Below are 15,094 nucleotides of genomic sequence, written 5' to 3'. Positions count from 1 at the left end.
GAAGGATGGGAGATTATTTTTCAGAAGACCCCTCCCGGAGGCAATTACAGGGGCAGATCGCAGATAAAAGAAGCTCCGGGCGGGGAGGCGGGCGGCCAGCAGCTGCGCCAGGACAAAATGGCCCGGGAGGACGAAGCCGGTAGAAGGCGCACCGCGGAACTCATGACCGGTATCTTGTGCAGGTTGCATGCCGTTGGCAGCGCCGTGTTAGGCCGGCACCGCAGCATTGTAGGAGCAAATTGTATTACGTTCACCGGGAACTGAAGCGTGGTCTCGTGCATAGGTTGTATGCCGCAGGCACCGCCGTGCTAAATGGCCTGCCGAATGCGTAATATAGGACGGCCGATCAAAGGCATCAAGGACGCTACCATGTTATAGCTTAGTTTAGGGTTTACTTAGGGTTTAGTTAGGGTTTGTTTAGGTTTAGTATAGGTCGAACCCATACTAAACCTAACTTAAGGCTAAGCTATAGGTATACAAATTCTAGACTAATGGATAAGAAGGGCATAACGCAGGTTACCCGTACTCGGAGCACAATGGCCTAGCGATGAAAGCAAAACCCAAAGAGCATAATCGGAAACAGGAAAAAAAGCATCTATACCATATAATCGAAGTTGGAGATAATTAGTCATCGCAAGCTACCCTACTACACGTCTAAAAATAAAAAATCTCCAAGCGAAACCGTATATTCGTATAGTGATTAATATTGTTACTCATTTTGAACGAACTTTTCAAAATCTATAAAATTGACGCCGATGAGGCACTGCGTATTCAGCAATCCAAAAACGAAATACACCAGCATGATTTCGAGGAACTCATTATTGGCGTAGCCGGAAGGCTCGAACATTTTATTGACTTTAAAACGAAAACGTATACCGCCCCTTTTATAAGTTTTGTTACGCAGGGCAAAAACCACCGCGTCAAACCTCTTTTGACTAATAATCGTATTGAATTTTGGGTAATTCGTTTCAAGAGCGAATTTATTCCCGAAACTACCTTCCAACTCTATGCTCACTTTCATGAAAACGCAACATTAAGCTTCGCTAGCCCCTACTGCTTCGACAGGTTAACGACCTTGTGTCAGCTCATGCAGCAGGAAACACTGCAGCCTGCTATCGATTATGGTGTCATTAAGCAACTGCTGAGTACTATTTTTACGATGATTGAATCCGAACGGAAAAGGCAATTTCCAGATGCACAGCAACAATTAAAAAATCAGGGAACAACTTTCAAGAATTTTCTATCCATCTTAGAGAATAATTATCGACGACCGGAAGGAGTTAATTTTTATGCGGAGAAACTTTTTATGTCTACCCGAAACCTAAATTTAATTTGTCAGAGTATCTTACAACAAAGCGTTTCCGAGATTATTGAAACAAGAAAACTTATTGAAGCAAAAAATCTACTGTTGACAACGAATAAGACAATATCGGAAATTGGCTTTGAACTGGGCTATCAAGAAAAAGCTTACTTTACCAATGTCTTCAAAAAGAAAGCCGGCATGACGCCTTCTGAATTCAGAAATGAAATTCAGAAGCTTATTTCCGAATAGTACAACAGTTTGACCAAATTATTATACCCCTGCCTCACCGCCATCTTTTACCTTTGTACAGAAAATTGACGCGATTACATGATCTATAAAATGCGTAGAAAGGATTTTATTAAAATTATGGCAACATTACCTTTAATTGGTGCAGCACACCATGTGAGCTCCTTACATAGATTTTCTGGCGAACTCGAAGCAACGGACAAATATCCGGTTCTATTTCTCGGCCATGGAAGTCCGATGAATGCCATCGAAGACAACGAATTTGTGCAGGGGTTCAAAAAAATAGGCCAGACTTTCGAGAAGCCCAAGGCGATTCTAGTGGTATCTGCACATTGGGAAACACGTGGAACATTTGTCACAGCTATGGAACATCCGGCCACCATACATGATTTTGGCGGCTTTCCTCAAGCTTTATTTGATGTGCAATACCCAGCCCCTGGAAGTCCGGCACTCGCTGCAGAAACGCAGCGTATTGTCAGCAAAGCGGAAATTCACCTCGACGATAAATGGGGACTGGATCATGGATCTTGGTCGGTTGTTAAACATCTTTATCCCAATGCAGATGTACCCATTATTCAAATGAGCATCGATTATACGAAGCCGGCTGCATACCATTATGAGATTGCACAGCAATTAACCGAGCTACGCAAAAAAGGTGTTCTGATTATCGGCAGCGGAAATATGGTGCACAATCTGCGAATGGTGGCCTGGGACAAGCTGAACACAACTGGTTATGCCTTTGAGTGGGCGACAATAGCAAATGAAAAAATGAAAAAATTTATACAGGACGGCAACCACCAGGCTTTAATTGATTTTAGGTTACAGGGTAAAGAGTTTGACTTGGCAATTCCAACGCCTGAACATTACCTGCCTTTAATCTATACATTGGGCTTACAGGATAAAAATGAGGAACTCTTTCTCTTCAACGACAACGCTGTAGCAGGCTCGCTGACGATGACGTCATTGAAAATTGGTTAAACTACCAAATGACATAGCAACAATATCAAATAAATACAGGCTATTCTATATACCTACAAGTCCTTCTGTTGAGCTATTCGCCAGGATAATGGAATGGCCTGTAGGTATGTTAAAAAGCTGGAATTACGACATTCTCGAAATTTCTTTGACAAAAATGGCTTTGATTCCAACAGTAGGATCAATAAATTTGTTTGAACCAAAACAATTTACCTCAACTTAACGCATGGCAACAAAACCTGTTATCGAAATTGAATATTGTCCAAAATGCAATTGGATGCTTCGCGCCGCCTATATGGCGCAGGAGCTGCTGAGTACGTTTACGGAAGAAATCCATGGGGTAATGCTCGTTCCCAGCGAAATTGCGGGCCGTTATACCATACGCGTGGCGGACAGCGAGATCTTTGATCGAAAAAAAGCCGGTCATTTCCCCGAAATAAAAGAGCTCAAACAACTGATCCGCGACATTGTCGCACCGGACAAGTCCTTGGGCCATTCCGACAAATCTACTTCCTCCCACCTGTAATTTAGCATAAATCGGATTTTATAGGCTTCTTCTTTTTAGCAACTTTGTATAAATTAAATGACAATCATGACTATTCAACAAGAAGTGGATTTTCAACGTATCGCCAAGGCGATTCATTTCTTACAGGAAAACTTTAAGATACAGCCTACATTGGGTCAGATTGCTTCACATGTCTATATGAGTGAAGCTCATTTTCAACGTATGTTTACCGCTTGGGCGGGAACGAGCCCGAAAAAATTCTTGCAATACATAAGCATAACTCACGCGAAATCATTGCTCCAGGAAAGTACTATTGCCGAAACGACATTCCAGCTTGGTCTGTCCAGTAGTAGCAGACTTCATGAGCTATTTATCAATATCGAGGGAATGAGTCCTGCCGAATATAAAAACGAGGGCGCCAATCTAATTATATTGTACGATTACTATGAAAGCTTATTCGGCACCATGCTCATTGCATCTACACCAAAAGGCGTTTGCCATATTGCCTATGCAGACGATCAGGCTCAAGCCCTTGCATCGCTCCAGCAACGATTCCCCAAAGCAACCTATTTTCAACAGGGAAATGGCATGCACGATAGTGCACTCAAGGCATTAAACCCTCAACATAAAGATATCCGACAGGTAAAATTACATTTAAAAGGAACTGCCTTTCAATTGAAAGTTTGGGAAGCCTTGTTAAAAATTCCGATGGGTAACTTGAGCACTTATGGTGCTATTGCTTCTCAAATAGGTAACCCAAAAGCCTCCCGCGCCGTTGGTACTGCTATTGGAAGTAACCCAATTGCTTACCTTATCCCCTGCCACCGTGTGATACAAAACAGCGGTATGTTTGGTGGCTACCGTTGGGATCCGATGCGAAAGACAGCGATGATCGGATGGGAGAGCTTTCATACAGCTGTTTAATAAAAAAAAGATACTCATATGGAACTTTTCGATAATCTCTTCGATGGCAATAGAAATTTACTCCCTTACGACGGTACCGTCAATTACTATGGCAAAGTATTATCTGTGCTGGAGGCAAACCGCTATTTTGATATACTCATGGAGTCAATTGAATGGGTAAACGACCGGGCCATAATTTTTGGAAATGAAATAATCACCAAACGAAAAGTGGCCTGGTATGGGGATGATGCATTCGAGTATAGTTATTCTAACACCACCAAAAAGGCACTTCCGTGGACAAAGGAACTTCTTGAGCTGAAAAAAATAGTAGAAAAACTGACACTGGAGACATATAATTCGTGTCTGTTGAATCTTTATCACAATGGCGACGAAGGTATGGCCTGGCACAGTGACGCGGAGAAGGATCTTAAAAAAAATGGGGCAATTGCTTCGCTAAGCTTTGGTGCTGAACGCAAATTTGCCTTTAAGCATAAGACCAGTAAGGAAAAAATAGATATTATTTTAGGACATGGCAGTCTTTTGGTCATGAAAGATCTGACGCAAACGTATTGGCTGCATCGACTTCCACCTACAAAAAAGGCTTTCGGAGCAAGAATTAATCTGACATTTAGAACCATCGATCAGCCCTAACCCTGTACGTTAGTAATCATACATACCAGTTACTGGTGAGCACGCAGCCCTATCAGTTACATTGGGAACAGGGTGCAAAACCAAATTCTGCTATTCGGAATCAAGCCTCAATCGTGTAAACCTTTTTGAAACATCAAAGCTGACACGAGCGACTGGATTACTAAAGGTTGTCCAAACTATTGTCTTTAGGGGTGTAATCCATAAAAATGCCTCCATCCAACGTAATATTCATGATTTTTTTAGCAGAGGACCAGGTTATCGTTACCTGTTTTTCATTGTGCTGCCAAACTGCTGGCGTTTGATGCTTTGTTTCTACAGAACCATCTGCATAAGTGATCACTACCTCAAATGGAATTGCAAATCCGCCCACATTGGTTACTGTAAGGGTGTTTTTGTTGCTCAGTCGCTTAAAGCTATCTACCTTAAGATCGATGTAATGATTGCTGAAATACCAATTTTTCCAATACCAGTTTAAATTCTGTCCTGCTCCGGCATTGATGCTATAAAAGAAGTCCCAAGGCGTAGGATGTTTTCCATTCCATAGCATCATGTAATGGTGTAGTGCTTTTTTAAACAGTTCATCACCCAGGTAATCCCGTAACGCAATATAAGACAATGCGGCCTTGATGTAGGCATTGTTGCCGTAACCTAAACCACTCAACTGAGAGGTCATGGTAATCAAGGGTTGGTCTTCTTCTGTAGAGGGGTCAAAGATATAGCGCTTTACACGGGCATCTTTGAAAAGTTCTTTATTTTTTTCGGCACCAATCTCCGCATTTCCGATCCAGAATTCCAATGCCGTAGCCCAGCCTTCATCCATATAACCGTATCGCGTCTCATTGATACCCATGTAAAAAGGGAAATACGTATGGGCAATTTCGTGGTCCGCTGTTTGTCGTGCGTCCACAAGATTATCTGGGACACTCGAATCGTTAATCATCATTGGATATTCCATATCGGCAAATCCCTGAACGGCTGTCATTGTTGGGTATGGGTAGGTGACACCGGGCCAATTTTTAGAAAACCAGTCAATGCAATATTGCTGCCAATCAATGTATTGTTCAAAATCTGGCGTTCCGGCGACATAGCTTGACTGCACACTCACGCGCTTACTTCCCAAATCTACACTCCCGCCATCCCAAATGTAATTGTCACTGACGCTGAAACAAAAATCAGGAACATAGACTGCTTTGAATTTCCACGTATTCCACGCTTGTTGTGCTGTCACTTTCCCCGCTTTCATTTCGGCATCTGTCGCGATATGTATTGGCGTATCGCTGACTTTTGATTTTTCGAAACGGTCCAGAATAGGTTTCTGCAATACCTCAGCCGCATTTGTCAATTCACCTGTCGCCCACACAACAAAGTTCTTCGGAACGGATATCTCAAATTGATAATCGTTGAAACCATTGTAGAATTCTTGTCGGCCATTATGTTCCAGAAGATCCCAGCCATTGTAATCGTCGTATACAGACACACGCGGATAAGAGTAAGCACAATAAAAGGTGGAAGCATTCAACAGCCCTTCACGGTCGCTTTCGACAGATAACGGATATTCCCAGCTAATGTCCAATGTTGCAGTGCTTCCCGGAAGAATTTTTTGTCCAAAATCGGCTAATTTTACGGTTCCCCAATCCTTGCTGTTCACTTCATAAACTTGACCATTCAATTTAAACGACTTAATCTTCAACCCCGAAGTCAGGTAATCGTCCGAAGCGTACGCCGCACGTACCGCATTGGGTTTATGAACATTATTGACGAATCGAATAGCAATGCTATTCAGTGTATCGGGACTATTATTATTGTACAATATGGTCTCTGTTCCACTTACTATCTTTGTTTTTGGATCCAATTTTACCCGCACGTCATATTTTCCAAAATTTTGCCAATAATTTTTGCCAGGTAGACCCGACGTGGTTCGGGTTCCTTTTTCAATTGCTTGCTGAATATTTCTTGGTGTATACAACTCTTGGGCATGGGCCGCCCCCGTTAATAAAAGCAGAGACAATCCATAATTAAATATCGTGCGTCCTATCATATCCTAATTTCAATAATCAAACTAAGATAAATTTGTTGTGATTTGCAAGTTTAATATTCCAGCTTACCACAAAAATATCCCTTTTGCCCCTATGACTATTGACCATCGTTAAAATGGCAAAAGGAAGACAGCATGCAAACCCTGGAAAACTTTTTATTTTTTTTAACGTTTATTTTTAAGACAAATTCAAAGGTATGCATCATCTTCTACGTTATAACAACTTTCTCGGATACGCTTTTTTAGGTACGCTTTTAATCTTAATTCCGATGCTGCTTAATGCTCAAACCGAAGCAAAGACAGATTCTATTACACAATATAAACATCAGCGCGACTCGGCTCTGGCACGTCAATATGATATTTCTGATCTAATTGGAAGAATTATCCATCCCAAACGAAAGAAGGCACGTGCCAGCAAACGCTCGCCTATTACCTTAATGCCCAATATTGCGTACAATCCGACCATTGGTGGTCAGATTGGCGTTAAAGCTGTCGCCGGAAAGATACTCGGAGATCCAAAAACAACGACGATGTCCATTGCTGCGACATCGGCCTCAATCACCACAAAAAACATTATGGTGTTCTATATTAGTCACAATGTGTTTACACCGAACAATAAGTTAAATTTCCAAGGTGCGTTTGCGCTTGTTAAAATGGTCGCTTTAGACGCTGGATTGGGTATGACCCCTCAGGGCAAATGGAACAATGCAGATGAGGAGATCCTTGCCAACCCAGAGCACAAGAAGTATGGAGCAAAATATAATGCCTTTACATTTAATGAAAAAGTCTATAAGCGCATTGCAGACAATCTCTTTGCCGGGGCAGGACTGGCTTTCGACCTACGCCGTAAAATAACCAGTAGCGGTCCTAACGGAAACGTTACACCCAATACAATCTATACAGAAAAACACGGCTTCGAACCCGACAGTTACAATTCCAATGGATTACTGCTCAATATGCAATATATGACAAGGGACAACCCCAATAGGCCTTATAAAGGAATTTATTCGGATATTGGAGTTCGATGGAACACAACGCTGCTGGGCAGTAGCAAAAATGCTGTGCAGCTTACCACCGACTTCAGGAAGTACTTTGGCTTATCGCAGTCCGACCCTGCCCATGTCCTGGCTTTTTGGTATTGGGGATCGTACAGACTTGGTGGCACACTTCCCTACTTTGACCTGCCGGGAACAGGAAGGGACGTTGCTGTTAGAAGTGGCCGTGGTTATACCATTGGCTATTTTAAAGGAATTTCCTTCGGTTATGCTGAAACAGAATACCGCTTTCCAATTCTCAAGAATCGCTTTTTAAGCGGAGCTGCATTTTTTAACCTACAGACAGCCAGTGATGAACTGGGCACTAAACTTTTCGAACGGTGGCAGCCTGGTGGCGGTGCCGGATTGCGGGTGCTGTTTAATAAAGCGACACGTACAAATCTATGTTTGGATTATGCCTTCGGAAAATATGGCTCCCGAGGATTCTTTTTAGGGCTAAATGAAGCCTTCTAATCCATCCTTAAGGCATCCCCATTTGCCATAAAATAACTAAATTAGCCGATGTTGTTGCGCTTTCTATTCACGAAGAGCGACTGAATTGGCATTGACGATACTTCATCATGAATTTAAAAACCTTCTTTCTATACATTCTATTATTATCATTTCTTGTTTCCTGTCATCAGACAAAGACGCCAATAGCAACAAAGAGTGACGGAAAAAAGAAAGAGCAGGTAGTCCTTCCTACATCCCTAGCGCTCCCATCGGATACTTCGAGCTACGATAGCCCACGTTTTGCAGATAGAACTAAAGAACAAACGCAGCAGTTAATGAAAATGAACAACGAAGGCCTCTTCGATAAACTGCATCGGAAATTAACGACAGCGTTAAGTGCAGACCAAAAGGATTATTTCCTTGGGCATCCTAACTTGGCTGTTTTAGCGATCGCGAAAGGAAATATCTTCGAAAATGGCTCCGGAGACCTTGGGTATATATTGTACAACAAAGATAATCATCGCATCGAGATCACCTTATTCGATCATAAAAGCAATACATACAACACACTGTATAAAGAGTTAAAAGTTGTCAATACCCTTCAAAATCTGGATTGTTCATCCAGCTTTGGATCGCTCGACTATCTCGTTGCTTCCGAACTAATTTATCAAAAGCATTATATTCGTTTAAACAATTCAAATTACCTGATTGATGACAATTCCTTTAATGTGACCGATATTTCTACGAACAAAAACTTTGATTTGCAGCAGGGCTGTCTGAACAAAAAATTCTCAAAAGAAGCCATGGCCAACAGTCTTTGTGTGCCGACCAGCTCCGTATATGCGAATTTTCAATGCCTAAAATACAATAAGAAAAAGCAGATTTTTGAAATTTATTTCAGTCAGGAATTTGCAGACTAAGCCGACCAAACCCTAAAGATGAAAAGATATTACCTACTTGCTACCCTTGGTTTATGTAGCAAATTATATGCGCAGGAAGTGGATACTACGACTAATCGGCTGGAACAAGTCGAAGTTAAAGCCTACTTCAATAAACAACCGCTATTGCGATTGACATCTTCTGCGGCTGTGTTAAGCAGCCAAATGATCCAATCCCAGCAGTCGCCCTCCTTTGTTTCAGCAATGAACAGGGTGCCGGGTTTACGCATGGAAGAACGTTCCCCTGGAAGTTACCGGCTAGCACTCCGTGGGAGTATGATCCGTTCACCGTTTGGTGTTCGTAATGTCAAAATATATCTGGACGATTTTCCGCTAACTGACGCAGGCGGGAACACCTATCTTAACTTGATAGATCCCTATGCAATCGGCCAAGTTAATATCTTGAAAGGTCCAGATGGATCGATCTATGGTGCTAATTCGGGAGGTGTAGTTTCCTTATACAGCAAGGGATTTGACCGGTCTTCCAAACCGGAAGTCAACCTCCAATTAACGGGGGGCTCCTATGGTCTTTTCCAAGAACAGCTCAATGCAATATTACCATTCAGCCAGACACAGCAGTTAGCCATCAATCAGAGCTGGACCCGAAGTGATGGATATAGACAAAATTCGGCTTTGACCAAAAAGAATATCCAGCTCAATTACAATTGGCAATACGCAAAAACATCCGAATTAAAATTCACTGGTTTCTATTCGGATCTCGGTTACCAAACTCCAGGAGGGCTCACCGCAGCACAAATGGAGAGCGACCGCAGGCAGGCTAGGCCTAAGGGCGGACCAAATCTTGGTGCTGCTGAACAAAAAGCAGCAATCTACGATAAAACATTCTTTGGTGGACTGAGCAACCAGACGCATCTCAGTTCTAAGATGACCTTATTCGCCAGTGTATTTGGTTCATCCAATCAGATCAAAAATCCCTTCATCACCAATTACGAGAAAAGAGATGAAAAGAATTTCGGAACGCGCCTGTATTTATCTTATGTCGATCTGTTGAGCCAAGATTTAAAATATGAAGTCCAACTGGGCTTGGAAGCGCAAAAGGGCTGGTATGCTATTGACAATTATGACAACGCCCTAGGTGTCGCTACCGATCCGCAGGCCAAAGACAAATTGGAAAATAGTCAGCAATCATTTTTTGCACGCACCCAACTGGAGTGGCTAGAGCGTCTCCAGGTAGAGTTGTCACTCGGATTAAATGAGAATAAAATTGGCTACCAGCAACGTTATCCTGTCGCACAAGAAAACAAAGAAAATATTGATTTCGGGAGTACATGGATGCCACGAGCTGCACTATCCTATCTGATCACTCCAATGCTTGCACTTAGAGCATCGATTTCTAAAGGTTTCTCTGCCCCAACTGTTGCGGAGGTCCGTTCATCGGATAATTCTATTAATATGCTGCTCAAGCCAGAAACGGGTACGAATCATGAATTGGGCTTGCGCTTGCATCTGTGGAATCGCCGTGTCGTTCTAGATGCAGCGGCTTACACGTATCAAATGAACAATGCCATTATCCGACAGTTAAGGGATAATGGTGCTGAATATTTTCAAAATGCGGGTAAAATAAACCAAAAGGGTTTAGAAGCATCAATACTGCTCTACTTGATTACACCGCAAGTATCCGGTGTTGTCCGTAGCCTACAGTTCGCCAGTAATTTTTCCTTCAATGATTATACATTTAAAAACTATCAGGTGGGCGACAAAAATTACCAGGGTAATAAGCTTCCTGCGGTTCCGAAAACAGTATGGGTGAATTCATTGAATATACTTTTTTCCAATCAATTCCGATTCGATCTCCTTTCTAATCTAACAGCAGCAATACCGTTGGATGATGCAAATTCTGTTTATGCCAACCGGTATCATCTTTTGCAGGGCAAATTATCTTGGACAAAACCTGTCGGATCAGGGTATCAAATCAGACTTTTTGTAGGTGCAGACAATATTCTCAATGAAAAATATAGTCTTGGAAATGATATCAATGCCTTTGGGGGCCGCTATTTTAATCCTGCTCCCTTACGTAATTATTATGGGGGTATGAGTTTTAACTTTTAATCAAGTCGCATGGAGTTTCATCAACATATATTGACCGATATTGATTTCAACAAAATAAGCCGGCATTCTTATTTCCCTTGGATGGACTTAAAATTAACTCATTTTCAGGTAAATGCATTAGAAATAACGATCAATCAGGCAACGTTTCGTGTACAGGAAAATTATAACCACTTTGAGGTGATGATTATCCATAACGCTCCCACGACAGCTGTATTCTGCAACTGTCTCGATATAGGATTTTGTCGTCATCAAAAGGCGGCTTTGAGTAAATTATTTATGCAGGAAAATTGGCTGGCATTCTTTGACGCCAATAGGTATAATGTTCTCCTAAAAAAAGTTGCGGCACAATATGGACTGGAAGATGAACCGGCTCTGGAAAATTATTTTTCTGCACATATCAAAGCGGATAAACTTGATTTTGTCTTGAAAAACAAACAGTTAACTTCCATCGATGACTTTGACCTGGTGGAAGAATCTATTGCACCCAAAACCAAAACTCCGATCGAACAGCAGCATCATTTTGTTGTATTAACACGCAATCGGTATTACAAAAATCTGCAGGTGCTCCTCTGCCGGGCTTCATTAACAAAATCCGGTATGCTCAAAAACCCGATTTCCGATGGTGATATCCAAACATGTCTCTGGCGGAGCAGCTCAATAGAGGAAATGCAATTTTATACGGCTGTGCTTCAGCTTTCCCAAGTAGTACAACAAGATCTGGAAATTATTTCCAGCCTGAAGGCAATTGCAAAAAACCCGCTACGTATGGATTTTTATCTACATAATTATGAACAATATGAAAATATAACAGCCTCCTCCCTATCGTCCGTTCAGCTTAGTCTGAAGAAAGGTGATGTTAAGCTCTTTATTACAAAAAAAGGCTCATTTTATGCTATTCAGGGAGAAATTCATATCCATACCATAGCCTACAGTTTACAGGATTTAGTTATTCTTTTGGATCATTTCATCTCCATCAGAAATCAGCTTTTTCTGATTGAAAATAAGCTTCACCTGAAGTTGATACGTTTGTTTACCAACAAGGGTGAGCAGTTGTTGATTCATCAGCGGAAATTCAAAGAATTCAACAGCTTATTTTTGGAACCGCTCGCGCACTCGGTGGATTTGCATTTCCAGGATATTCCTAAAGCGAAAAAGCCGCAGTTGAAGGAAAATCTTTATTATGAGGACATGCAGCCACTTTTGTTTCTGGAGGAATCGGAAGATTTTGTCAACCTTATTCCTGTCATGCGCTATGGTGAAGTCGAAATTCCTATTTTAAGCAAACGAAACATATTTGGAACGGATAGTAAAGGCAACCAGTTTTTGGTAGATCGGAGGCACGGAGCGGAAACTAACATAATTTCGCTTTTACTAAAGCAACATCCGTATTTTAAGGAACAGATGGACGATGGAAGCTTCCAACATTTTTATCTCCATCGCCGTTATTTTCTAGATAAAGACTGGTTTTTAGATGCTTTTGATGCGTGGCAGCATCATGGCATACAGATTATTGGGTTTAATGCCCTTCGGGGCAATAAATTAAGTCGTTTTAAAGGCAAAATACACGTTGAGGTACTGAGTGGTCAAAATTGGTTCAATGCTCATATACAGGTTAAATTCGGACCTAAAAGTGTTTCCCTTAAAAAACTTGAAAAGGCCGTACGGAACCGTTCGCAGTTCATCACTTTGGATGATGGCACCCAAGGAATCTTACCGCAGGAGTGGCTCGATAAATTTGAGGCTTATTTTACTGCTGCCGAAACGATCACCGATGATTTCATTGAAATTCCAAAATATAAGTTTAATGAGATTGACCATCTTTTTGATCAATCTGAAATAGATCCTACCGTAGCCGCTGAGCTTAGCATGCTAAGAAATCGACTTACTAATTTTTCTTCGTTCTCCAAACTTCAGATTCCTTCATCCTTTGTGGGAAATTTACGCCCCTATCAGCAAGAGGGTGTACAATGGTTACATTTTTTGGATGGGCTTAACTTTGGCGGCTGCCTTGCCGATGACATGGGGCTTGGAAAAACAATCCAAATTTTAGCATTCTTGGCCACTCAAAAAGAATGGGGACAAAGTGCCGCAACTTTACTGGTACTTCCCACCACCTTAATCTTTAACTGGCAGCATGAAATTCAGCAATTTCTTCCGTCTTTTAAAACACTCGTCTTAGATGGTTCAAATGGCCTACAGAAAGCGCTGCAACCTGAGTCCTATGACCTGATTTTAATTTCTTATCACAACCTATTGACAGCGATCAATAGGCTGAAAAATTTAAAGTTCAATTATGTGATTTTGGATGAATCGCAACAAATAAAAAATCCAGATTCGCAGCGCTATAAAGCAGTAAACTTACTAAAATCAAGAAATCGTATTATTTTAACAGGAACCCCTATCGAAAATAATACCATGGATCTCTATGCGCAGATTTCCTTTATTGCGCCCGGTTTACTAGGAAATAAAAAATACTTCAAAGATGTTTACACCACTCCTGTAGATGCCTTCCACAACCGCAAGAGAAAAGAAATGCTGAAAGAAAAAATAAGGCCTTTTATTTTGCGCCGAACAAAGCAGGATGTATTACGTGATCTTCCAGCGAAGAATGAACTGGTTCTTTACTGTGAAATGAAAAGTGCTCAACGGCGAATTTATGATCTTTATGAAAAGGAGTTTAGAGAATTTATCTCGGCCAAGGATGGGGATGAGATCAGAAAAAGCCCTATGCATGTATTGAAAGGTTTAACGAGATTGCGTCAGATATGCAATTCTAGCAAACTGCTCCAAAATGAAGAGTTGACATCCACAGAGGACTCTGCCAAAATTGAAGTACTTATGGATCAGATTCTGCATAAAAAAGAACAGCATAAAATGATCGTATTTTCACAATTCGTAACGATGCTCAATCTGATTAAAGAGGCTTTGGATAAACAGGGTATCCGTTCATTGATGCTCACTGGGAAGTCCAAAAATCGAGGTCAGCTGGTTAGCGATTTCCAAAACGATAAGGATATACCTGTTTTCCTGGTGAGCCTAAAAGCAGGGGGCACTGGACTCAATCTTGTGGCTGCCGATGTAGTGTATCTGGTTGATCCTTGGTGGAATCCGGCAGTCGAACAACAAGCCATTGACAGGATTTATCGCATGGGGCAGCAAAAAATGGTCACTGCAGTTCGGTTGATCAGCCCAAATACCGTTGAAGATAAAATTCAAGCCTTACAGCGACACAAAAAGGAAATAAGCAAAAGTATTTTGGATGAAGGCGGGAGTTTGGGCAACTTTTATCTGGATAAAAGCTATTTAATGGATTTGCTGCGATAATTTAAGCTTTCACTTGTTATCTTAAGCTCTTTTATTCATTTATATGGTTTCTTTATCGTATATCACACAGCAACGAACTAACTATTAACGTTATTCAGCATCATTCTACGATCTGTTTCCTATACTTCGAATCAATTATATATTTTATTCCCCTAGCATCTACAAAGACAGGTTTGCCGAGGTATTGTTCGTCGATACGTCGATCGATAGCGACGCGATACCGGGTGGTTGAACTGGACGAACTGTATGTGATATTTCCAACTGATTTTGAGGGGTTACTGATTACTTCCGAACCCTGATATACCTGGTCACTTACCCTACCCTTAAAATGCTTTTTTTCCGTTGAACGTATTGCTTTATTGTGATTTTCTGTATAATCGTCCTCTATTACATCAAGATTCTCCTTGGCGGCGACCTTTGGGTTTATAGGGAAAAATGGATCTAACCAGCGATATACTCCATGAAATTCAGGTACTGACTGATAAAAAGCATGCATCTGTTGCGCTATTACACTATGGATCCCACCCACTCCTATCATCACCAACAGCAAGCAACGTCTAAAAATTATTAATTCGGCTCCTAACATATCTCTTTTTTCTTTCGTCGAAATACGTCCAAATAAAATGCCATCCCCTCCTTAGCACTACATGTTTAACA

At 41.4% G+C, this 15,094-nt stretch carries 11 protein-coding genes; 9 read left to right on the top strand and 2 right to left on the bottom strand.

What is annotated here, in order from left to right:
- Window positions 1-718 precede the first annotated feature (718 nt).
- The 5 genes from B2107_RS21620 (at window position 719) to B2107_RS21600 (ending at window position 4,583) form a co-directional block, all read left to right on the top strand.
- Window positions 719-1,552 carry a helix-turn-helix transcriptional regulator gene (locus B2107_RS21620; RefSeq protein ID WP_293957824.1) on the top strand — a complete coding sequence of 278 codons (834 nt, stop codon included), beginning with the start codon at window positions 719-721 and terminating at the stop codon, window positions 1,550-1,552.
- A 117-nt stretch (window positions 1,553-1,669) separates the two neighbouring features.
- Window positions 1,670-2,527, top strand: a complete 858-nt coding sequence (gene ygiD / locus B2107_RS21615; protein ID WP_293957823.1) for a 4,5-DOPA dioxygenase extradiol — start codon at window positions 1,670-1,672, stop codon at window positions 2,525-2,527.
- A 223-nt stretch (window positions 2,528-2,750) separates the two neighbouring features.
- On the top strand, window positions 2,751-3,050 hold the full coding sequence (locus tag B2107_RS21610) for a SelT/SelW/SelH family protein (RefSeq protein WP_293957822.1): 300 nt from the start codon (window positions 2,751-2,753) through the stop codon (window positions 3,048-3,050).
- A 66-nt stretch (window positions 3,051-3,116) separates the two neighbouring features.
- Window positions 3,117-3,953: a methylated-DNA--[protein]-cysteine S-methyltransferase gene (locus B2107_RS21605; protein WP_293957821.1), complete on the top strand. Its 837-nt coding sequence runs from the start codon at window positions 3,117-3,119 to the stop codon at window positions 3,951-3,953.
- 18 nt (window positions 3,954-3,971) lie between these two features.
- Window positions 3,972-4,583, top strand: coding sequence for an alpha-ketoglutarate-dependent dioxygenase AlkB family protein (locus B2107_RS21600; RefSeq protein ID WP_293957820.1), 612 nt, complete (start codon window positions 3,972-3,974; stop codon window positions 4,581-4,583).
- 160 nt (window positions 4,584-4,743) lie between these two features.
- Here B2107_RS21600 and B2107_RS21595 read toward each other — a convergent pair whose 3' ends face one another.
- A complete protein-coding gene (locus B2107_RS21595) occupies window positions 4,744-6,621 on the bottom strand; it encodes a M1 family metallopeptidase (protein ID WP_293957819.1) in 1,878 nt (625 codons plus the stop codon).
- Between the two features lie 194 nt (window positions 6,622-6,815).
- Between B2107_RS21595 and B2107_RS21590 the strand changes: the two genes are divergently transcribed.
- The 4 genes from B2107_RS21590 (at window position 6,816) to B2107_RS21575 (ending at window position 14,437) form a co-directional block, all read left to right on the top strand.
- Complete coding sequence (locus tag B2107_RS21590; protein ID WP_293957818.1) at window positions 6,816-8,126, top strand: BamA/TamA family outer membrane protein; 1,311 nt, start codon at window positions 6,816-6,818, stop codon at window positions 8,124-8,126.
- 107 nt (window positions 8,127-8,233) lie between these two features.
- On the top strand, window positions 8,234-9,025 hold the full coding sequence (locus B2107_RS21585) for a hypothetical protein (protein WP_293957817.1): 792 nt from the start codon (window positions 8,234-8,236) through the stop codon (window positions 9,023-9,025).
- 18 nt (window positions 9,026-9,043) lie between these two features.
- Window positions 9,044-11,113, top strand: a complete 2,070-nt coding sequence (locus tag B2107_RS21580) for a TonB-dependent receptor (RefSeq protein ID WP_293957816.1) — start codon at window positions 9,044-9,046, stop codon at window positions 11,111-11,113.
- A gap of 9 nt (window positions 11,114-11,122) precedes the next feature.
- Window positions 11,123-14,437, top strand: coding sequence for a DEAD/DEAH box helicase (locus B2107_RS21575; RefSeq protein ID WP_293957815.1), 3,315 nt, complete (start codon window positions 11,123-11,125; stop codon window positions 14,435-14,437).
- Between the two features lie 100 nt (window positions 14,438-14,537).
- On the opposite strand, the gene B2107_RS21570 is transcribed toward B2107_RS21575, so the two are convergent.
- Window positions 14,538-15,023: a hypothetical protein gene (locus B2107_RS21570; RefSeq protein WP_293957814.1), complete on the bottom strand. Its 486-nt coding sequence runs from the start codon at window positions 15,021-15,023 to the stop codon at window positions 14,538-14,540.
- Between the last annotated feature and the right edge of the window lie 71 nt (window positions 15,024-15,094).

It is taken from the genome of Sphingobacterium sp. UBA7855 (assembly GCA_002500745.1).
GTDB lineage: Bacteria > Bacteroidota > Bacteroidia > Sphingobacteriales > Sphingobacteriaceae > Sphingobacterium.
Note: the sequence above shows the minus strand (reverse complement) of the source record. Positions and strands in the feature narration are given on the sequence as shown.

Coding starts and splice junctions, on each gene's coding strand:
- ygiD (WP_293957823.1), top strand. CDS start 1,670: ATGGCAACATTACCTTTAATTGGTGCAGCACACCATGTGAGCTCCTTA.
- B2107_RS21610 (WP_293957822.1), top strand. CDS start 2,751: ATGGCAACAAAACCTGTTATCGAAATTGAATATTGTCCAAAATGCAAT.
- B2107_RS21605 (WP_293957821.1), top strand. CDS start 3,117: ATGACTATTCAACAAGAAGTGGATTTTCAACGTATCGCCAAGGCGATT.
- B2107_RS21600 (WP_293957820.1), top strand. CDS start 3,972: ATGGAACTTTTCGATAATCTCTTCGATGGCAATAGAAATTTACTCCCT.
- B2107_RS21595 (WP_293957819.1), bottom strand. CDS start 6,621: ATGATAGGACGCACGATATTTAATTATGGATTGTCTCTGCTTTTATTA.
- B2107_RS21590 (WP_293957818.1), top strand. CDS start 6,816: ATGCATCATCTTCTACGTTATAACAACTTTCTCGGATACGCTTTTTTA.
- B2107_RS21585 (WP_293957817.1), top strand. CDS start 8,234: ATGAATTTAAAAACCTTCTTTCTATACATTCTATTATTATCATTTCTT.
- B2107_RS21580 (WP_293957816.1), top strand. CDS start 9,044: ATGAAAAGATATTACCTACTTGCTACCCTTGGTTTATGTAGCAAATTA.
- B2107_RS21575 (WP_293957815.1), top strand. CDS start 11,123: ATGGAGTTTCATCAACATATATTGACCGATATTGATTTCAACAAAATA.
- B2107_RS21570 (WP_293957814.1), bottom strand. CDS start 15,023: ATGTTAGGAGCCGAATTAATAATTTTTAGACGTTGCTTGCTGTTGGTG.